Raw genomic sequence first — 19,531 nt, 5'->3', positions numbered from 1 at the left:
GTCTTCTCGGGGCCGGCCAACGCGATGTTCTTGGGCACCATCTCGCCGAGCAGGATGTGCAGCACGACGACGAGCGACAGCGCGATGGCAAACGAGATCGGGTGCAGCAATCCGTCGGGCAGGCCGACGGCTTCCATCGGCACCTCGAGGAGGTGCGCAATGGCGGGCTCGGCGACCTTACCGAGGAGGATCGAGCAGATCGTGATGCCCAGCTGAGCCGCCGCAAGCATGAGCGAGAGGTTCTCACCGGCCTTGATGACTGTGAGCGCCCGCTTCTTGCCTTGCGCGACCAGTGCTTCGAGGCGGTCACGTCGTGCGGAGATCAGTGCGAACTCCGCACCGACGAAGAATGCATTGCCGGCGAGCAGCACGACGGTGAGGAGTACACCGAAGAGGTTATTCATCGTCGGACTCCTTCTTGCTGTCGTCGGCGGATTCGGGTTCGACGTAAGCGGGGACCGGCGTGATGGTCGCCCGGTCGATACGGCGGCCGTCCATGCCGGTCACTCGTGCAATCCACTTTCCGCGCGAATCACCGGACGAGTCGACGTCGGGCAATTCCACCTCGTCACCCTCGTCGGGGATGCGGCCCAGTTCGGTGAGCACCAAACCGCCGAGCGTGTCGTAGTCGCCTTCGGGAGCGGTGTACCCGGTAGCCGAAGTGACCTCGTCGATGCGCAGGAGACCGGAGCACGACCATCCGTCGCCGACGCGCTGCACGTCGAGTTCGGGTTCGTCGTGTTCGTCGCGCACATCGCCGACGATTTCCTCGATGAGGTCTTCCATCGTGACGATGCCGGCAGTTCCGCCGTACTCGTCGACGACGAGCGCAACCTGCATGCCGTCGGAGCGGATTCGCTCCATGACGGTGTCTCCGTCCAGGCTCGACGGCACGACGGGAACACGTTGAGCCAGACTGTCGACGCGCGTCGTGCGCCGACGTTCGGCCGGAACGGTGAACGCGTGCTTGATGTGTACGACGCCGACCGTGTCGTCGAGATCGCCGCGAACGACCGGGAAGCGTGAATAGCCGGTCCGCGACGCCGTCACGATCAGGTCTGCGACGGTGTCCGAGAGTTCCAGCGATTCGATCTTCACTCGCGGAGTCATCAGCTCTTCTGCCGTGCGGTCACCGAACTGCAGTGAACGGTCGACGAGCATCGCCGTGCCCTTGTCGATGGACCCGCGCTGCGCGGACGTCCGCACGAGGGACCCGAGTTCCTGCGGTGATCGCGCGGAGCGCAATTCCTCCGCGGGTTCGATGCCCAGGCGTCGCACGATCCAGTTGGCGGTTCCGTTGAGGCCGTTGATGGCCCACCGGAAGATCAGCGAGAACCCTGCTTGCAGGCCCGCAGTCGCGCGGGCGGTGGGCATCGGCTTGGAGATTGCGAGGTTCTTCGGTACGAGCTCACCGAAGATCATGGAGAACGAGGTCGCGATCACGAGCGCCAGGATCAAAGACGTTGTCGAGGCCGCGGATTCACTGAGCCCGACGGCCTTCGTGACCGGTGTGATGAACCGTGCCAGGACCGGCTCGGCCAGGTAACCGGTGATCAGGGTTGTGATCGTGATGCCCAGCTGAGCGCCGGAGAGCTGGAACGAAAGAGTCTTGTGCGCGTGTTGAACCTGCCGCGAGCGTCGGTCGCCGCCACGAGCAGCTTCGTCGACGGTGCTGCGTTCGAGCGCGGTCAGTGAGAATTCGGCCGCCACGAAGAGGGCGGTGCCTGCAGTCAGCGCGATGAAGCCGACCAGGCTGAGAATGGTGAAAACGATGTCCATGTGTCATCGCCACCTGAGATGTGCACGGGGGCCGCCGGGTTTGTCTCCCGGCTCGCTAGAGGAGCCCTCCGAACCGGCGGAATCAGAAGATTCCTCGGATAAAACGACGGGTGTAGCGCCGGGTAAGTGTGTGGGTGCCTCGGGCACCGGGTTCCTTTCGTCAGAGCCGAGTAGTTCTCGGCTGTAGCGGGCTCGGTCGGGTCGCCGAAGGGCACCCGACCGAGTTTTGTTTTCTGTTTACGGATCCAATGATACCGGCGGGTGCCCGGGAGTAGGGACCCGAGCACCCGCCGACAGTCACAGAACGTGGTTCACCAACCAGACGGAAGCGGCCGTCCTTCGGCAAATCCGGCGGCGGACTGCACGCCCAGAACGGCCTTCTCGTGCAGCTCCTCGAGAGAGCGCGCACCCGCGTACGTGCAGGTACTGCGCACGCCGGAACAGATCTGATCGATCAGGTCCTCGACTCCAGGGCGCTCGGGATCGAGACGCATCCGCGAACTGGAGATGCCTTCCTCGAACAATCCCTTACGGGCGCGATCGAAAGCCGTTTCGGTGGCTGTGCGAGCGGCAACAGCGCGCTTGGAGGCCATACCGAAGCTCTCCTTGTACGCGTTGCCCGCCTGATCGACTTTGAGATCGCCGGGGGACTCGTACGTGCCGGCGAACCACGAGCCGATCATGACGTTCGACGCGCCCGCCGCGAGGGCGAGTGCAACGTCGCGGGGGTGTCGAACGCCGCCGTCGGCCCAGACGTGCTTGCCGAGCTCACGTGCCGCTGCAGCACATTCCGCGACGGCCGAGAACTGCGGGCGTCCGACGCCGGTCATCATGCGAGTCGTGCACATGGCTCCGGGTCCGACGCCGACCTTGACGATGTCCGCGCCTGCGGCGATCAGATCACGGGTTCCCTGTGCGGAGACCACGTTGCCTGCGACCAACGGGACGCCGAGATCGAGCGCCTTGAGGGTGGTGAGTGCATCGATCATTCTCTGCTGGTGACCGTGAGCCGTGTCCACGACGATCACGTCGGCACCGGCGTCGACGAGTGCCTTGGCCTTGGCGCCCACGTCACCGTTCACACCGACCGCCGCAGCGACCCGGAGTGCGCCGCGCTCGTCGACTGCGGGGTCGTAGATGCCGGCACGGATCGCGCCGGTGCGGGTGAGGACGCCGGCAAGAGTCCCGTCTTCGTTGACGATGACCGCCAGCGGATCGTGCTTGGTTTCGAGCAGTTCGAAGACCTCACGCGGTGTGGCGGTGACCGGGGCCGTGACGAAGTCGGTGATCGCGACGGTACGTAGGCGAGTGAACCGATCGACATCCGCGCAGGCAGCCTCCGTGACGACACCGAGAGGCTTACCGTCCTCGACCACCACGACCGCGCCGTGAGCACGCTTGGGAAGCAGCGCCAGCGCATCGGAGACGGCGTCGTCCGGACTAAGCGTGACCGGCGTATCGGCGACGAGGTGGCGGCTCTTGACGAACGCCACGGTCTCGGCGACAGCTTCGGTGGGGACGTCCTGCGGAATGATGACCAGTCCGCCGCGGCGGGCGACAGTCTCCGCCATGCGGCGGCCGGCGACTGCGGTCATATTGGCGACCACGACGGGAATGGTCGTTCCGGATCCGTCGGAAGAATTGAGATCGACGTCGAACCGAGAGGTGACCTCGGTCCGGTTAGGGACGAGGAAGACGTCGTCGTAGGTCAGGTCGTATGGGGGGCGTTGCCCTTCGAGGAACTGCACGTTTCACGAGCCTACCGTCGATTCCGCCGTAGCGCCCTCGGTGTCGCGCGCTTGTGAGCGGGAAAGGGCGATCGTGGTCATGATCATGACGGCGACTGCGCACCCGATGAGAGCAATTCCGGGACCGTCGACGCGGAGGCGTTCGTCGAGCACTGTCATCCCCAGGAAGATGGCCGCGATCGGCTCGCCGATCGTCAGGGCGGGTAGCGACGCCGACAGCGGCCCGACCTGGAACGCGCGCTGTTGCAGGTAGACCCCGATTGCGCCCGAGGCGATCAGCGCCCACGTCTGCCATGCCGAAATCACCCCGACGACGCCGTGGCCGAGTAGGTCGGTGACGTACTTGGTGAATGCGACGGCGACGCCGTAGAAGATGCCTGCCGCAGAGCCGAGAAGCAGTGCGCGCCAGCCGCCGTCGAGTTTGGACAAGCCGCCGACAGTTGCGGCCACGGCCACTGCGACCGTAATCGTCAGGGGCACAGCCCAATCCGACCATGGAGCATTGCTGTCTCCCTCGGTGGGATCGCCGACGACGAGGAAGATCGCCAAGGAAATCGCGAGCATGATCGCCAGTGACCACGCGGAACGGGTGATGCGGATTCCCGAGAATTTGGCCGAGAGAGGCAGCGCGAACAGCAACGAGGTCACGATCAGCGGCTGCACCACCAACACCGAACCCAACGACAGTGCAACGGCCTGCATGACGTACCCGCCGCCGTCACCGATCAGCCCGGCCCACCACCGAGGACTGCGAATCAACGACGCCACCAACGCCTCGCCCTCGGGAACCGCGGACGCCGCCCGTTGCTGAGCGACCGAAGCGCACGCGAAGAGCAGTGCAGCGAGAAGTGCGCAGAGAACCGAGATCAGTGGAAGATCACCCATTCCCTCAGTGTGCGCGCTTGCCCGCCCGATTTCCGGCAGACGGCTTTCCTGCGCCGGGTGCGCCGCGACGCGGGGTCAAGCCCTTGGACGCCAGACGCTCCGAACGGGTCGGGACCGGAGTGCCGTCCGCACGGATCTTCTTCACACTCTTCGGATCGGTGACGCGCCGCGAGGAGGCGGCGCGCTTGTCGCCGTCCTTCTTCATCCGGCCTCCGGCAGCGGTCCGGCCTGCAGTGTCGTGTTCCTGACGGCCACGCTTGGCGGTGTGCTTGACGGCAACCGTCGTATCGGGAGCCTCGACCGGAATTCCCGTCGGCTCCATCGCACCGGTGATGCGCGTGAGTTCAAGATCGTCAGGACGAACCCGCACACCGTGAACCTTGACGCCTGCCTGCTTGGTCAACTTCTCGACCGAATCACGTTCCTCGTCGGTGACGATGGTGACGACGACGCCTGATTCCCCGGCGCGTGCCGTCCGGCCGGCCCGGTGCAGGTAGTCCTTCGCCTCGGCCGGGGGATCGACGTGAACGACGAGCGTCACGTCGTCGACATGGATTCCGCGCGCGGCGACATCGGTGGCGACCAGGACCGGTGTTGTCCCGTCGGAGAACGACGCGAGGGTCTTGGTCCGATTGTTCTGCGTCTTGCCGCCGTGCAGGGCCCCGGCCGAGACGCCGATCAAATGCAGTTGCTGCGCAAGACGATCCACACCGTGCTTGGTCTTGACGAACATGATGGTCCGCCCCGCGCGCGAAGCGATATGTGCGACAACGGATCTCTTGTCGTCGCGGTCGACGAAAAGCAGATGATGTTCCATGGTCGAGACGGTCGCAACCGGGGGAGCAGTCGAGTGCGACGCCGGATTGCGCAGGTAACCCGCGACCAGATCGTCGACCTTGCCGTCGAGTGTCGCCGAAAAGAGAAGACGCTGACCGTCTTTCGGAGTCGTGTCGAGAATCTTCGCAACCTCGTCGATGAAACCCATGTCTGCCATGTGGTCGGCTTCGTCGATGGTCGTGATCACGACGTCGTCGAGAATCACCGACTTCTGCTCGAGTAGGTCGAGCAGGCGCCCGGGGGTCGCAATCAGCAGATCGACGCCGCGGGCAAGGATGTCGGCCTGACGCTTGATCGGAACGCCCCCGACCGCATTTGCCACACGCAAACCGATCTCGGTAGCGGCGTCGTCGAGTGCCTTGTGGATCTGGATCGCCAGCTCACGGGTGGGAGCGAGCACCAAACCGCGCGGACGATTCCGCTTGCTCGCCCCACCCTTGAGGCGCACCAGCATCGGAAGCCCGAAGGCCAGAGTCTTTCCGGAACCCGTCGCACCGCGCCCGAGTACATCCCGACCGGCAAGAACATCGGGGATGGTTGCCGACTGAATGGGGAAGGGGGCATCGATGCCGCTTCGGCGCAACGCGTGCACCATCACGGCGGGGATTCCGAGGTCGACGAACGAACGCCCTTCGGTCGAGGTGGGCGAGTCGATCGTCGATTCCTGCATTTGTCCAGGCTACCGGGTATCGGTAGACGCAGATGACCGCATCTACCGATACCCGCTGTGAATCAGGCCTCGATTTCGCTGCGGTCACCGCTCCACAGTGTGTGGAACTTGCCCGGCTTGTCGATGCGCTCGTAGGTGTGCGCGCCGAAGAAGTCGCGCTGACCCTGAGTCAGGGCGGCCGGCAGACGCTCCGCGCGGAGACCGTCGTAGTACGACAGCGAGGACGCGAACGCAGGTACCGGAATGCCGAGCATCGTCGCGGTGGCGACCACGCGGCGCCAGCTGTCGATGCCTGCCTCGATGGCCTCGCGGAAGTACGGCGCCAGGATCAAGCTCGGCAGGCTCGGATCGGCGTCGAACGCGTCCTTGATGCGGTTGAGGAACTGCGCACGGATGATGCAGCCACCGCGCCAGATCGTCGCCAGGTCGGCAGGCTTGAGGTTCCAGTCGTACTCGGCGCTGCCGGCAGCGATCTGATCGAAGCCCTGCGCGTACGCCACGATCTTCGACGCGTACAGCGCGGCCTGGATGTCGGCGGCGAACTGCTCGGCGTCAGCAGGCTTGTCGCCGAGAGAGCCGGCAGCCAGACCCTGCGCCTGAGCTGCAGCGCGCTGATTGCGGCTACCGGACAGTGCGCGAGCAAACACGGCCTCGGCGATACCGGTGACCGGCACGCCCAGATCCAGAGCAGACTTGACCGTCCAGCGGCCCGTGCCCTTCTGCTCGGCAGCGTCGACGATGACGTCGACCAAAGGCTTGCCCGTCTCGGCGTCGACCTGGCGGAGCACCTCGGCGGTGATCTCGATCAGGTAGGACTCGAGGGTGCCCTTGTTCCACTCGGTGAAGACGTCGGCAACCTGACCGGCGTCGTAGCCCAGAGCGTCGCGGAAGAGGTTGTACGCCTCGCCGATGAGCTGCATGTCGGCGTACTCGATGCCGTTGTGCACCATCTTGACGAAGTGACCGCTGCCGTCGGGGCCGATGTGCGTGCAGCACGGGGTGCCGTCGACGTGAGCGGAGATGGACTCGAGAAGCGGGCCGAGAGCCTCGTAGGACTCCTTCGGGCCGCCCGGCATGATCGACGGACCGTTGAGTGCGCCTTCTTCGCCACCGGAGATACCGGCGCCGACGAAGTGCAGTCCGCGGGCGCGGATCGCCGCTTCACGACGGATCGTGTCGGTGTAGAGCGAGTTGCCACCGTCGATGATGATGTCGCCGGGCTCCATGGCGTTTGCGAGCTCTTCGATGACAGCATCGGTCGGGGCGCCGGCCTTGACCATGATCAGGACGCGTCGCGGCTTCTGAAGTGCGGCAACAAACTCCTCGACGGTCTCGGTGCGCACGAAATCGCCCTCGGAACCATGCTCGGCGATCAGGGCATCGGTCTTCGCGATGCTGCGGTTGTGCAGGGCAACGGTGTGACCGTGGCGGGCGAAATTGCGGGCAATATTCGAACCCATGACGGCCAGGCCGGTGACGCCGATCTGAGCTCGGGGTGATTCGGTGCTAGTGGTTGACATGCTTACAGCTTTCCCTCTCGGTCCGCGGCTGTGAAATCCTGCGCTGTGCGCAGCCGAAAACGGTGCGGCCGCGACGCGCGTGAACATCAGACCGTGCATACAAAACACGGATGCAGATCACTTTAATTGCAGTGACCTGCATCCGTCTCGATACAGCTTCCGGCACAGCCGGAAGGTTCTCAGTGTTCAGTTGTCGAGCCGCAGCTCAGCGCAGGTATTACCGCTGATCGCGCTTCGGGCCGTCGAATCCGTCATAGCTACGACGGTCGGTACGGCTGCGGAAGCCGCCACCGCTGGTCGAGGCTGCACGGTTGTCGCCGCCTTCGCGGTTTCCCTGGTATCCACCGGAGGAGCGGTTGCCCTGGTAGCCGGTCGAGGGGCGGCTGTCGCGATCGCCGTACGAGCGGTTGTTGTCACGGTTGCCCTGGTATCCACCACCGGACGAGCGGTTGCCCTGGTATCCGCCGCGGCTCTCGCCGTCGCGGCTTCCCTGGTAGCCACCCGAAGAGCGGTTTCCTTGGTAGCCGGTCGAGGGGCGGCTGTCGCGGTTGCCCTGGTAACCACCGCTGGAGCGATCACCCTGGTATCCGCCGCGGCTCTCGCCGTCGCGGTTGCCCTGGTAGCCACCCGAAGAGCGGTTGCCCTGGTATCCACCGGACGAGCGGTTGCCCTGGTAGCCGCCACGGCTTCCACCACGATCACCGAAGGAACGCTCGCCACGAGAAGAGCTCTCGCGCAACGGTTCTCCGGTCGGCTTCTTGGCGCCGGTGATGCGAGCAAGTTCAGCAGAACCCGGGGTGACGGCAACGGCTGCGGCATTGACGCCGGCCATACCGGTCAGACGCTTGAACTGACGCTTCTGGTTCGGCAGCACGATGGCGACAACGGTGCCCTTCTCGCCGGCGCGAGCGGTACGACCAGCGCGGTGCAGGTAGTCCTTGTGGTCGGCCGGGGGATCGACGTGAACGACGAGGTCGATGCCGTCGACGTGGATGCCGCGTGCTGCGACGTCCGTTGCGACGAGGACCGGGGTGCGGCCGTTCTTGAAACGCTCGAGGACGCGGGTGCGCTGGTTCTGTGCCTTGCCGCCGTGAAGCGACTCGGCAGCGATGCCGACTGCGCGGAGGCGGTCGGTGATTCCCTCGCAACCGAGCTTGGTGCGGGCGAACATGATGGTGCGTCCGTCGCGGGCACCGATCTCGGCGAGGACTGAATCCTTCTGTCCACGATCGACGAGGAGGACGTAGTGCTCCATCGTGTCGACGCTTGCGCGGCCGTCTTCGGTGGAGTGGGTGACGTGGTTGGCCAGGAACTGACGAACCAGCGACTGGACCTCACGGTCGAGGGTTGCCGAGAACAGCAGACGCTGTCCGTCTGCGGGGGTCTCACCGAGGATCGAGCGAACCTCGGGCAGGAAGCCCATGTCCGCCATCTGATCGGCTTCGTCGAGTGCGGTGATTTCCACCGAGTCGAGGATGCAGGTGCCCTGACGCAGGTAGTCGCCGAGACGACCCGGCGTTGCGACGAGGACGTCTACGCCGCGGCGAAGCTGATCGACCTGCTTGGCGAACGGCGTTCCACCGACAGCGGGGCGAACCGTGAGTCCGAGTGCTCCGGCGTAGGAGTTGAGGGAGTCGACCACCTGGAAAGCAAGCTCACGGGTGGGGACGAGCACGAGTGCGCGGGGACGCTTGGCGGCCGGGCGATCTTCGTGGCGTGAGAGGCGGGTCAGCATCGGCAGGCCGAAGGCGAGGGTCTTGCCCGATCCGGTCTGTGCGCGGCCGAGAACGTTGGTACCGGCGAGCGCGTCCGGGATGGACTGCGCCTGGATGGGGGACGGGACGGTGATGGAGTTGCGCGCCAATGCGGCAACAAGCTGCTCGGGCAGGCCGATCTCGGCGAAGGTGATACCCGGCTCGGTGGCGACTGCTTCTTCGGCAGCGGGGGTGTTGACGGTGGGGTCTTCGATGTTCTCGGAAGACGACATTTGGACAGCGTTGGTCACGCGGAAACCTCTCCGGACTACGGGCACGTCGCGGAGCGGAAGAAGCCATGCTGAAATACACGACACAGTTCGCAAAGGGACGAGCCAGGGCACATGTCACCTGGCAATCCGAACGCATACTGCGGGGAATTGGGCTGTGTGCCGTTATATGTTGACGGACCACGATGGTGGCCGTGATCCACTCTACGCCACCGGGGACACCGAAGTCAGGTAGCCCCGCCTGTGACCTGCACTACTACACGGGGTTACGCAGGTCAAGACTCAGTATGCGTTGAAAAGCAGTCGAAGTTCGGTGAGCCAGGGCACAGCAACCGCAACCGTGGGAACAACGAGAATCGCGACCGCCCCGAGATACGCAAAAACTGCGATGCGGGGATCTGCGTCGTCGGCCGAGAGGCGCTGCACCCGGATGAGCGTCGACGGCCCGCCCGCTGCCATTGCCCCGCGGGGTGCCGTCGATCCGGCACACGCGACAAGCGCCCGCGCGAGGGGAGTGGGACCGGTAGCCCGCACGGCTGAATCGTCGGCGAGCAACTCCACCAGTAGCTGCACCGATCCCAGGGCCGACTTGCTACGAACGAAACGGGGGAACGCGTGGTTGACGGCAGTGAAAGCCTCGAGGACCAGATCGTGACGAGCTCGCAGGTGGGAACGCTCGTGCGTCAGGATGGCTTTGACCTCGGCATGATCGAGGTTCTGCAGAGTGCCTTGACTGAGAACCACGCGTTGACGCAGACCTGGCAGGCAGTATGCGATCGGTTCGTCGACGTCCAGTACCCGCAGATCGGGTGTGCGTTCCACCGACGCGGGCATGGCGCAGTCGTCGAGAAGGTCCACCAACACGCGGTGACGTGCACGGCGACGTCGGGTTCTCACAGCGACCTGGATGATCGAGAAGATCAGCTTCGCGCCGATCAGAAGCGTCAGGGCAAAAACAACCACGTACAGAATCCACAGCGGGAGCCCGAGTGCATCGATTTCGGCGGTCGGGGCCGTCGTCGGCCTACCGTCAGTGCCGGGAACGAGCAGCTGGCTGGCAATGGCCAGGCCCGAGCTGAATGCCGACAGCACCGCAGCAATTGCGACGGCTTGCCACAGAACCAACGCCGCGCGTGGAGCGCGGTAAGGCCACGTGGAGCGGCTCAGGAGTGCGGGAACCGGACCGGCCAGCAACAAGGCAAGCAGTCCGAAAACCAGTGCAGTAGTGGCGTTCATGTCCTACACATCATGCACGACGAAATCAGTTCGGCCTAGAAATTCCGGGCTGCGCAGCCTTTTTCGCGGACTCGCGCACCTCGAGGGCAGCGAGCGCTTCGCGGAGAGCATCGGCTTCGTCAGCATTGACCTGTCCCACGAAGTGGACGAGTGCCGCGGCGCGACCGCCGGACTCCGGAGCCTGGGCCAGCGCGTCGACCATCAGACTCGCGACCAGTTCTTCGCGCTTATTGACGGGAAGATAGCGATGTGCGCGATCGTCACGCTGCTGAATCACCAGATGCTTCTTCGCCAGGCGCTGCAGAACGGTCATTACCGTCGTGTACGCCAATTCGCGATGCGTCGCGAGTGCTTCATGCACCTGTCGCACAGTTTGCGGTTCCGATGTGGACCACAAATGATCCATCACCGCGCGTTCGAGTTCACCTAGACCTGCCATTCTTCGATTCTACGGACTTCCACGACGAAATACGTACTACTGGTAGTAGTAACCACCTCGGTGGGGGTGTGGTATTGGCCATAGTGATCTGCGTGACGGTTACGGTGGTGTGAGACGACGAAAGTCCCGACAATGACGATGCCCGATAATTGCAAGCCAACAGTCGATCCGCAGAAAGTAGCCGCACGTAGATGACGATCGACAGTTCGCCGGGCACCGAAGAATCGACATCACGGGCGCGGGTAGTCACGCAGAAAGCTGCCGGCATCATCCGTTTCGGCATTCGCGACGCACCGTTGACGGTCGTTCTACTTCTCACCATGTGGATCGTGGGTGCCGCAACCGGCAGCCTCGTTCACGGACCGTCCCGCGATCTCGAGCACACGATCGGTGCCGGAATGGGCTCGATCCAGCACGGCCGCATCTGGACTCCGCTCACGTCCGTGCTGTGGGCAGGAAACCTGCTCGGGTACCTCGGCGCGACCGTGCTCCTGATCGCAGTCGCCGCACCCCTCGAACGCCGAATGGGAACGATCAAGCTTGCGATCGCCGGCGCAAGCACTCAAATCTTGGGAGTCCTGCTCGGGCTCGGCTGGGCGTCGTTTGCGAAGGTGTTCGATTCCAGTTGGGGATTCCGCCTCCACGTGGGCTCCGCGGTCGGAGCCAGTGCATGGATCGTCGGCGCTGCGATGGCCGCCAGCTCGAACATGGGCACCCTGTGGCGCCGTCGCATTCGCGTCGGAACTTTGGCGTTGACGATCACTTTGGCCTTGTTCAGTGGTCAGCTGCAAGACGTCATCCGATTCTTTGCCGCTGTGGTGGGTTTGGTGATCGGACAGTGGATCGTCGGACGATCGGCGCGCGGTGAGCGCATCGCCGGGACACAGCGAGAGGGTCGCGTCCTGGTCGCCATCGTCGTCGCGGCGAGTGCGATCGGCCCGATGATCGCCGCGCTGTCCCCGCAGGCGGTCGGCCCACTCGCGGTCCTCCGTGACCTCTTCCGCGGAGTTCCCTGGACTGTCGCCGAGGTTCGAGAACTGTGCGAGGAGTCGTCGTCGGATCCGGACTGCCGACGAGGACTCCTCGAGCTCAGACTCTCCGGTATCGGCCCGACTCTGCTCTCGCTGATGCCGTCGATCTTCGTTCTCGTGTTGAGTGACGGGCTCCGTCGTGGCCGCAGATTCGCCTGGATTGCGACAGTGTGTGCTCAGGTCGTCCTACTCGTCCTCTCGATCGGGAACTTCGTCATCAGGTTCGTCGACGCCGTCGACAGTGACAGCTTGTTCTACGGAATCAGCGATCCGAACGTGTACCGAACTCTGGTGCCGTTCCTGACACCGCTCTTCGTACTGATCCTGCTGATCGCGACACGTCGATACTTCGACGTCGCGGCCCCGGCCAAGACATACCGACGTCTCGGTGCTGCGATCGTGACCTTGCTCGCGGTCCTCGCCGTGATCTACGTCGGCGGCGGAATGCTCGCCAGGCACGGGTTCGATCGCGAGCCCACCGTAACGATGTTGCTCGCGGACTTCCCTCAGCGCCTTGTACCGCCCGTGTACCTGCAGTTGATCGATCCGCGTCTGCTTCCCGTGGACATCGAGTCGACGTTGCTCTTCGAGTGGACCGGCGTCGTGTTCTGGGGCGTCGCCGCCGTGTTGGTGTTCGTGAGTTTCCTCAAGCCGGTCAAGACCGCCGATCCCAAAGCCGCCGAACGAGCGCGATCCATGTTGATCGCCGGTACCGGCAGCCCGTTGTCCTGGATGACGACGTGGAAGGGAAACACATACTGGTTCAGCGCGGACGGTTCGAGTTACGTCGCGTATCGCGTCATCGCCGGTGTTGCTCTCACAACCGGTGATCCGGTCGGTCCTCCAGATCGCATGCGCACGGCGATCGAGGAGTTTGCCGAGTTCGCTTCGTCGAACGGTTGGATTCCCTGCTTCTATTCAGTGACCGACGACGCCCGAAGCATCACTGATTCCATGGGCTGGAGCGGCCTGCAGGTCGCCGAGGAAACCGTGCTCGACCTCGGACAGGTCGCGTTCACAGGAAAGCGGTTCCAGGATGTGCGAACAGCACTGAACCGGGCGAAGAAGTCCGGGATCACGGCCGAGTGGATTTCCTTCCCTCATGCACCTCTCGCGATCAAGGATCAGATAGTTGCGATCTCGGAGGAATGGGTGGCGGACAAGGGGATGCCCGAGATGGGATTCACCCTCGGCGGACTCGACGAGGTCGACGACGAACAAGTGCGGTGCCTGATCGCCGTCGACGAGGATCGCACCGTGCACGGTGTCACGTCGTGGCTACCGGTGCACCGCGACGGCAAAGTCGTCGGGTGGACACTCGACTTCATGAGGCGACGCTCCGAAGGATTCCGTCCCGCGATGGAGTTCCTCATCGCCTCCGCTGCACTGAAATTGGAGGAGGAGGGCGTCGAGTTCCTCAGTCTGTCCGGTGCACCGTTGGCAACAATCGCCGGTGACTCCGAGAGGAATGCGAACGAACCGGAGGCCACGACTTTCTCGGCGATGATGGACAGCGTGCTCGACCTACTCGGTCGCACCCTGGAACCGGTGTACGGATTTCGTTCGCTGTTGGCCTTCAAATCGAAGTTCCAGCCTCGGTACGTGCCGATGCACATGACTTTCGCCGATCCAGCCGCGTTGCCGAGCATCGGGAACGCGGTCGGACGGGCGTACCTGCCGACCGTGACGATCGGTCAAGGATTCAAACTTGTTCGGACGATTCTGGGTCGCTGATTCGCGATCGTCACGCAGGCTTTGCCGGCCCGCCGACGGCGCCGAACACGTGCCGGGTACCGATCGGAACGATCAGCGGCCGATCCGAGACGGGATCGTCGATGACCGCAGCTTCGAGACCGAACACCTCGAGCAGAAGTTCCGCGGAAATGATGTCCTTGGGGACACCAGAAGCGACGACGGCGCCGTCGCGCATCACGATCAGATGATCGCTGTATCTGACCGCGAGATTGAGGTCGTGCAGCACCATCACCACGGTGCGCCCCATTTCCTCGTGGAGTTGATCCACCAGGTCGAGGACTTCCATCGAGTGCGCGAGGTCCAGATAGGTAGTCGGTTCGTCGAGAAGCAGAATGTCGGTTCCCTGGGCGAGAGCCATCGAGATCCAGGCTCGCTGGCGCTGACCGCCGGACAATTGATCGACGGGTCGATCGGCGAGATCCGAGACACCGGTCAGCTCCAGCGCTTCGGCGACCTCGCCCTCGTCGTCCGCGGACCACTGCCTGATCCACGACTGGTGCGGGTGGCGCCCACGTGAGACCAGATCGGCGACGGTGAGTCCTTCGGGCGCAACTGGAGTCTGGGGGAGCATTCCGAGCACCCGTGCGACTTCCTTGGTCTTCATCGAACTGATCGCCTTGCCGTCCAGGACAACCGATCCGCCCTTGGGCTTGAGCAGACGACCGAGCGCACGCAGGAGCGTCGACTTGCCGCAACCGTTGGGGCCGATGACCGTCGTGATCACGCCGGTAGGGATCTCGAGATCGAGTCCGTCGACGATGATGCGGTCCCCGTACCCGAGCGTCAGGTTCTTGGCGACGAGACGCGAAGGAGTATCGGTGGACTGGGCGATGGTGGTCATGCTGTGACCTTCCGATTGTTACGAACCAACAGGTAGAGCAGGAACGGACCACCCAGTGCGGAAGTCACGATTCCGACGGGGAGTTCCACAGGCAGAATTGTTCGAGCGATGACGTCGCTGCCGACCACCAGTACAGCACCGGTCAGCGCGGACGCCACGATGGGCGGGCCGGCAGAGCGCACCAGACGCATGGCGACCTGTGGCGCAGCCAGGGCGACAAAGCCGACCGGACCTGCTGCGGCGGTTGCGATGGCGGCCAGCGCCACGGCGGAGAGCAACAGTTTGGCCTGCGATGATTGCAAGCGAACACCGAGAGAGGTGGCGTTGTCGTCGCCCAACCGCAGCGCTCCCATGGTGAACGAAGCGATCACCGCGTAGCCGCCGACTACCGCGACAGCGATGGCTACCGGCCACATCTGATTCCAGGTGGCACCGTTGAGCGAACCGTTGAGCCACACCTGTGCGCGGGAAGCATCGTTGATGTCCGCCGAGATGAGAAGCCATCCCGTCGCTGCCACGAGCATGGCGTTGATGCCGATGCCGATCAGGATGAGGCGGAACCCCTCGACGCCTTTTCGCCATGCGAGGGCGTAGATCACCACAGCTGTCAGCAGACCGCCACACAGTGCAGCCAACGGAATCCCCAGTGTGGCAAGCAGTCCCACGAACGAGCCACCCCCGCCGAGTACGATGAGAGCGACCGCGGCAGCACTCGATCCAGCCGTGATTCCGAGGATGTCGGGGCTGGCGAGGGCGTTGCGAGCGATCGTCTGGGTGACCGCACCGGCAATGCCGAGTGCCATACCGATGAAGAGTGCGGTGAGCGATCGAGGAAGTCGGAGGTCGAAGACGATCAGGTTCTGTGTCTTGCTTCCATTACCGAGCAGGACCGAAATGACATCGGGGATCGAGATCGGATAGTCGCCCCGTCCGATGTTGATGCAGAGCAGAAGGAAGAGTGCGACCGCGAGCGCAATGCACACCGACACCGCGAGTGGACGGTAGACCAGCGAGAATCCACCGATACGAATCGACTTACGTGAGGGGACGGTCCGGGGGAGTACCCGGAGTTCTTGCTTGAGCGTCACAGACTTGCCAACTTCCTGCGGCGTACGAGAGCGATGAAGAACGGGGCGCCGAAGAGGGCCAGGATGATTCCGACCTGCAACTCGCCGGGGCGCACGACTACGCGACCGATGATGTCCGCGGTGATCAGCATGACCGCACCGAGCAAGCCCGCGTACGGGACCAGCCAGCGGTAGTCGGGTCCGGTGATGGCCCGGGCCACGTGGGGGACCACCAATCCGATGAACGCGATAGGTCCACACGCTGCGGTCGCGGCGCCGGTCAGCAGGGTGATCGCGATGATGCCGAGTGTGCGACTGAACGCGATGTTCGTTCCCAACGCTTTTGCGACGTCTTCACCCAGGCTGAGGACATTGAGACCAGGCGTACTCGCCAGGGCGATGACCAAACCGAGTATCAGGAAGGGGAGGACCTGCCAGAGAACGTCGAACCCGCGACCGGACACCGACCCGACTACCCAGAAACGGTAGGCGTCCAGACTGGTCTGGTCGAGGATGATCACGGCATTGGTCATGGCTTGCAGGAAGAACGCGACGGCTGCGCCCGCCAGAGCCAGACTCAGAGGACTCGCGCCGCCGTTTCCGATGGAGGACAAGCCGAAGACGACGATGCTGGCGACGAACGAGCCTGCAAACGCGAACCAGAGGTACTGACTCGGGGCGGTGAAGCCGAAGAGATAGATCGCCATGACTACGAAGAAAGCCGCGCCGGCGTTGAGGCCGAGTAGTCCGGCATCTGCCAACGGGTTACGCGTGTGTCCCTGAATCAGGGCGCCGGCGATACCGAGTGCGATGCCGACGACAAGACCCAGGATGGTCCGCGGAGCGCGCAACGTTCGCACGATGATGTCCGTCTGGGTGCCGTCCGAACTGAAGATGGCGTGGAAGATCTCGGCAAACGTCAGCGGACGTGCGCCCACCGCGATGCTCGCGAGCATGACGAGCGCGAGAAGAACCGTGAGCACCGCGAGACCGATCAGCCGGCGTCGACGAGTTGCCCCGACGCTGTTGTCGCGCGCGAGTTCCTCGAACCCTTCTTCGCGCGCCGTGCTTTCACGGACCACCTCGATACCGGTTCGATCGAACGGCCTGCGCAGAGCCCGGCGAACACCGATGGGCTGCTTTGTCTTCGCGTCACGCGTGACCAGACCTACCCATCCCTTTCCCGAGGTCCGGCCTGTGGCACCTTCGCGGAATCCCAGGTTCCACACGAGGAGACCAACGGCAATGGCTATTGCCGTCCCACCGAACACTGCGCGGTCGGCTTCGCCGCCACCGTTCTCGTCTCGGAGCGACTGAACGACGTACCAGCCGACGAGCAACGGAAGCAGGAACACCCCCGCGTCGAAAATCCCAGCTAGAACACGCATTCGGACAGGAGCCGGGCCGCGCGGCACTATGCGCCGTCCGTACGTCTCGCTGGGTCCTCGGGGATGTCCGTTCCCGAGCGGTTTGATCATCGTCACTGGCGGTTCGAGCTCCTGGTCTTTGTGCGCAGGGAATTCGCATCTTAGGTTACGGAACCCTATGTGGGTGTGCTCCCTGCGGGGCAAGTTCCTGTGAATATGCGGTGCCCAGCGTCACAGTTCTTTACTCTTGAATTATGGTGAGGCTAACCTACATTAAGAACCACAAGACAACTTCGGCCGATTGGAGTGCACGGTGACAATCACCTTGACCACCCAGCATGCGGATGTTCGTGAATTCGAACTCCGGTCGAACGCATTGAGCCGCACCAGCGTTCGCCTACGAGCACTCAACCCTGACTACCCGCGCGTCTACGCGGTTGCCGCCATGTCAGGTGAAGGCAAACGGCGTTGGTGGCAGTTGAGTGAAGGCTTGTGCGGGGATCGGGTGCATCAGATGTTCGCCCGCTCGCTCCAGGATCTCGACAGTGCCGAAGCTGCGGCGATACAGGTCGCAACATCACTGATTCACGCTGTGGTCGGCAGGGTTGCCGCATCGATCGTCTCCGAAGGTGCCGCTTGGGATCCAGGCCTCGAGAACCTGTTCATCCACATGGACAGCGACGGCGGTATCGACTGGGCCGGGGTGATCGACGAAACTCTGCGAGTTGCGCCGAACGGACGGGAGTCCGGCAGTGACGGCGTCGTCGACATGCCGTGCGAAGAAGCGCTCCTCGTCTGGACCGCGCACCGTTGCCTGACCTCGCTACGGGCGATCTACGACGCCGTCTCCAGGTGTGCGCCCGTCGACCAGTTCAGATTCTGGGGCTTGGTAGGGGAGTCGATCCTGGGCGCAGCGGCATATGTCCCCATCTTGGCCGGCGGGGGCGAATCAGCCGCTCAGCGCCGCGGGCAGGGGCTGCTGGACGCTTTTGTCGCCGCAGGGCTGCCCGTGCGTGCACGCCGCAAGGTCTCGCTGCGTCCTCGTTGGAACCAGTTCGACGAAGGGCTTGCTAAATTAGGTCAGCCTTGCCTATGATTGTGGAACACCACGCGGAGAGTTACACCCCGCGAGAGTGACGAAACTGCCGGACCGCGCCGGAGTCCTGAGGGCTGCAGAGACTCCCGGTCCTTCCCACGGCGGGTTTCACATCGAATGATGTGAAACCCGCCGGTTCTTTTTCCAGACCTGATTCCAAGCTCGAGTTACCTCTCGTGTAATCAGGTAGGGAGTGGCAGCCACACCGGCGCCAGAGAATCACAGATGGAGATGGCATGGTCGACACTGCTGAGACCGCAGAGATGATGAAACGGCTCGGAACGGGCTTCGACGCCACCATCGGCCTGGAATACACCGAACTGAGCCCAGATCGCGTGCGGGCGCAATGGACCGTCAAGCCCACGCTGCACCAGCCCGCCGGGATACAGCACGGGGGTGTGTACTGCTCGGTGGTGGAGTCTCTCGCCAGCGTCGGTGGCACCGTGTGGCTGGGCGAGCGAGGACACGTGGTCGGAGTCAACAACAACACCGACTTCCTGCGCGCAACGCGGGAGGGCACTCTCACCGCTGAAGCCACCCCGATTCATCGCGGACGCACCCAGCAACTCTGGGAAGTTCGCATCACCGACGAGAACGACCGACTCGTTTCCAAGGGACAGGTTCGCCTCGCGAACATCACCGAGGTGGCGAAGATCGGAAACTGACCACGCGGCAGTCGATCGAATGACGGAGGGCGGCTGCGGAATTGAACTCCACAGCCGCCCTCCGCCGGTCACTCAGGTGTTGATCAGCCGGCGGCCTTCTGCTGCTTGCCGGCAGCCTTCTTGGCTTCGCCATTCGAAGCGCTGCCGGACTCCGTCGCTTCCTTGTTTTTCTTCTCCAATTCGCCCATCGCGTTTCGCGCGAAGACCTGCTGCTCGGTGGACGCCATCTGAGCACGGCCACGCCCGAAGAACGTCACCGCCCATGACAACAGCGTCGAGGCACGGGAACGGAATCCGACGAGGTAGAGGAGGTGAATTGCCAGCCAGGCAACCCACCCGATGAAGCCGCTGATCTCGAGCTTGCCCACCTTGGCTACCGCGCTGAAGCGCGAGATCGTTGCCATACTGCCCTTGTCGAAGTACTTGAACGGAACTCGTTCCGACGGGGACTTGCCGTCCAGTGACGCTTTGATCTGCTTGGCCGCGTACTTGCCACCCTGCATGGCAACCTGAGCCAATCCGGGCAGCTTGTCGAGCGACATCATGTCGCCGATGACAAAGACGTTGGGGTGCCCGGGCAGAGACAAGTCGGGATTGACCATGACGCGGCC

Annotated in this window: 16 protein-coding genes; 3 read left to right on the top strand and 13 right to left on the bottom strand. The window is 63.8% G+C overall.

The window, feature by feature from the left end; genetic code table 11:
* From A2J01_RS32190 to A2J01_RS32150, 9 genes are all read right to left on the bottom strand, one after another.
* A partial coding sequence (locus A2J01_RS32190; protein ID WP_156519471.1) for a CNNM domain-containing protein occupies positions 1-404 on the bottom strand: 404 nt, incomplete at its 3' end.
* Positions 397-1,779 carry a hemolysin family protein gene (locus A2J01_RS32185; protein WP_064114338.1) on the bottom strand — a complete coding sequence of 461 codons (1,383 nt, stop codon included), beginning with the start codon at positions 1,777-1,779 and terminating at the stop codon, positions 397-399. The genes A2J01_RS32190 and A2J01_RS32185, both read right to left, overlap by 8 nt.
* A 311-nt stretch (positions 1,780-2,090) precedes the next feature.
* Entirely contained in the window at positions 2,091-3,527 is a 1,437-nt protein-coding gene (locus A2J01_RS32180; protein ID WP_020969620.1) for a GuaB1 family IMP dehydrogenase-related protein, read from the bottom strand.
* A gap of 3 nt (positions 3,528-3,530) precedes the next feature.
* Entirely contained in the window at positions 3,531-4,412 is an 882-nt protein-coding gene (locus A2J01_RS32175; RefSeq protein WP_003944968.1) for a DMT family transporter, read from the bottom strand.
* A gap of 4 nt (positions 4,413-4,416) precedes the next feature.
* Positions 4,417-5,919 carry a DEAD/DEAH box helicase gene (locus A2J01_RS32170; RefSeq protein WP_064114337.1) on the bottom strand — a complete coding sequence of 501 codons (1,503 nt, stop codon included), beginning with the start codon at positions 5,917-5,919 and terminating at the stop codon, positions 4,417-4,419.
* Between the two features lie 62 nt (positions 5,920-5,981).
* The gene (gene gndA, locus A2J01_RS32165) at positions 5,982-7,439 is read right to left on the bottom strand and encodes an NADP-dependent phosphogluconate dehydrogenase (protein WP_007730904.1); all 1,458 of its coding nucleotides are present in this window, start codon (positions 7,437-7,439) and stop codon (positions 5,982-5,984) included.
* A 217-nt stretch (positions 7,440-7,656) separates the two neighbouring features.
* Positions 7,657-9,444 carry a DEAD/DEAH box helicase gene (locus A2J01_RS32160; RefSeq protein ID WP_064114336.1) on the bottom strand — a complete coding sequence of 596 codons (1,788 nt, stop codon included), beginning with the start codon at positions 9,442-9,444 and terminating at the stop codon, positions 7,657-7,659.
* 261 nt (positions 9,445-9,705) lie between these two features.
* Positions 9,706-10,659, bottom strand: a complete 954-nt coding sequence (locus tag A2J01_RS32155) for a M56 family metallopeptidase (protein WP_007730909.1) — start codon at positions 10,657-10,659, stop codon at positions 9,706-9,708.
* 25 nt (positions 10,660-10,684) lie between these two features.
* Entirely contained in the window at positions 10,685-11,098 is a 414-nt protein-coding gene (locus tag A2J01_RS32150; protein WP_003944876.1) for a BlaI/MecI/CopY family transcriptional regulator, read from the bottom strand.
* A 191-nt stretch (positions 11,099-11,289) separates the two neighbouring features.
* Between A2J01_RS32150 and A2J01_RS32145 the strand changes: the two genes are divergently transcribed.
* A complete protein-coding gene (locus A2J01_RS32145) occupies positions 11,290-13,863 on the top strand; it encodes a bifunctional lysylphosphatidylglycerol flippase/synthetase MprF (RefSeq protein WP_064114335.1) in 2,574 nt (857 codons plus the stop codon).
* 10 nt (positions 13,864-13,873) lie between these two features.
* Here the strand turns inward: A2J01_RS32145 and A2J01_RS32140 are convergent, their stop codons facing one another.
* Genes A2J01_RS32140 through A2J01_RS32130 form a run of 3 tightly spaced genes read right to left on the bottom strand, consistent with a single transcriptional unit; the run spans position 13,874 to position 17,270 of the window.
* On the bottom strand, positions 13,874-14,725 hold the full coding sequence (locus A2J01_RS32140; RefSeq protein ID WP_003945031.1) for an ABC transporter ATP-binding protein: 852 nt from the start codon (positions 14,723-14,725) through the stop codon (positions 13,874-13,876).
* Complete coding sequence (locus A2J01_RS32135; protein WP_003944960.1) at positions 14,722-15,813, bottom strand: FecCD family ABC transporter permease; 1,092 nt, start codon at positions 15,811-15,813, stop codon at positions 14,722-14,724. The genes A2J01_RS32140 and A2J01_RS32135 overlap by 4 nt, the downstream gene beginning before the upstream one ends.
* A complete protein-coding gene (locus tag A2J01_RS32130; protein ID WP_073512408.1) occupies positions 15,810-17,270 on the bottom strand; it encodes a FecCD family ABC transporter permease in 1,461 nt (486 codons plus the stop codon). Before A2J01_RS32130 ends, A2J01_RS32135 begins: the two co-directional genes overlap by 4 nt.
* Positions 17,271-17,472: 202 nt before the next feature.
* Here A2J01_RS32130 and A2J01_RS32125 point away from each other — a divergent pair, with 202 nt between their 5' ends.
* Both A2J01_RS32125 and A2J01_RS32120 read left to right on the top strand, forming a co-directional pair.
* Complete coding sequence (locus tag A2J01_RS32125; RefSeq protein WP_003944809.1) at positions 17,473-18,255, top strand: hypothetical protein; 783 nt, start codon at positions 17,473-17,475, stop codon at positions 18,253-18,255.
* Positions 18,256-18,491: 236 nt separating this feature from the next.
* A complete protein-coding gene (locus tag A2J01_RS32120; protein WP_003945020.1) occupies positions 18,492-18,920 on the top strand; it encodes a PaaI family thioesterase in 429 nt (142 codons plus the stop codon).
* An 83-nt stretch (positions 18,921-19,003) separates the two neighbouring features.
* Here A2J01_RS32120 and A2J01_RS32115 read toward each other — a convergent pair.
* Positions 19,004-19,531 (bottom strand): NAD(P)/FAD-dependent oxidoreductase (locus tag A2J01_RS32115; RefSeq protein WP_442971589.1); only part of this gene is annotated, 528 nt, incomplete at its 5' end.

Origin of the sequence: Rhodococcus sp. EPR-134 (assembly GCF_001647205.1) — a bacterium.
GTDB classification, from domain to species: Bacteria; Actinomycetota; Actinomycetes; order Mycobacteriales; family Mycobacteriaceae; genus Rhodococcus_F; species Rhodococcus_F qingshengii.
The sequence above is the reverse complement of the archived record's forward strand: the minus strand, read 5'-3'. Positions and strand labels throughout refer to the sequence as shown.

Bases quoted from the DNA above. Each gene is read 5' to 3' on its own strand.
- A2J01_RS32185 (WP_064114338.1), bottom strand. From the start codon at position 1,779: ATGGACATCGTTTTCACCATTCTCAGCCTGGTCGGCTTCATCGCGCTG.
- A2J01_RS32175 (WP_003944968.1), bottom strand. From the start codon at position 4,412: ATGGGTGATCTTCCACTGATCTCGGTTCTCTGCGCACTTCTCGCTGCA.
- A2J01_RS32170 (WP_064114337.1), bottom strand. From the start codon at position 5,919: ATGCAGGAATCGACGATCGACTCGCCCACCTCGACCGAAGGGCGTTCG.
- gndA (WP_007730904.1), bottom strand. From the start codon at position 7,439: ATGTCAACCACTAGCACCGAATCACCCCGAGCTCAGATCGGCGTCACC.
- A2J01_RS32155 (WP_007730909.1), bottom strand. From the start codon at position 10,659: ATGAACGCCACTACTGCACTGGTTTTCGGACTGCTTGCCTTGTTGCTG.
- A2J01_RS32150 (WP_003944876.1), bottom strand. From the start codon at position 11,098: ATGGCAGGTCTAGGTGAACTCGAACGCGCGGTGATGGATCATTTGTGG.
- A2J01_RS32145 (WP_064114335.1), top strand. From the start codon at position 11,290: ATGACGATCGACAGTTCGCCGGGCACCGAAGAATCGACATCACGGGCG.
- A2J01_RS32140 (WP_003945031.1), bottom strand. From the start codon at position 14,725: ATGACCACCATCGCCCAGTCCACCGATACTCCTTCGCGTCTCGTCGCC.
- A2J01_RS32130 (WP_073512408.1), bottom strand. From the start codon at position 17,270: ATGATCAAACCGCTCGGGAACGGACATCCCCGAGGACCCAGCGAGACG.
- A2J01_RS32120 (WP_003945020.1), top strand. From the start codon at position 18,492: ATGGTCGACACTGCTGAGACCGCAGAGATGATGAAACGGCTCGGAACG.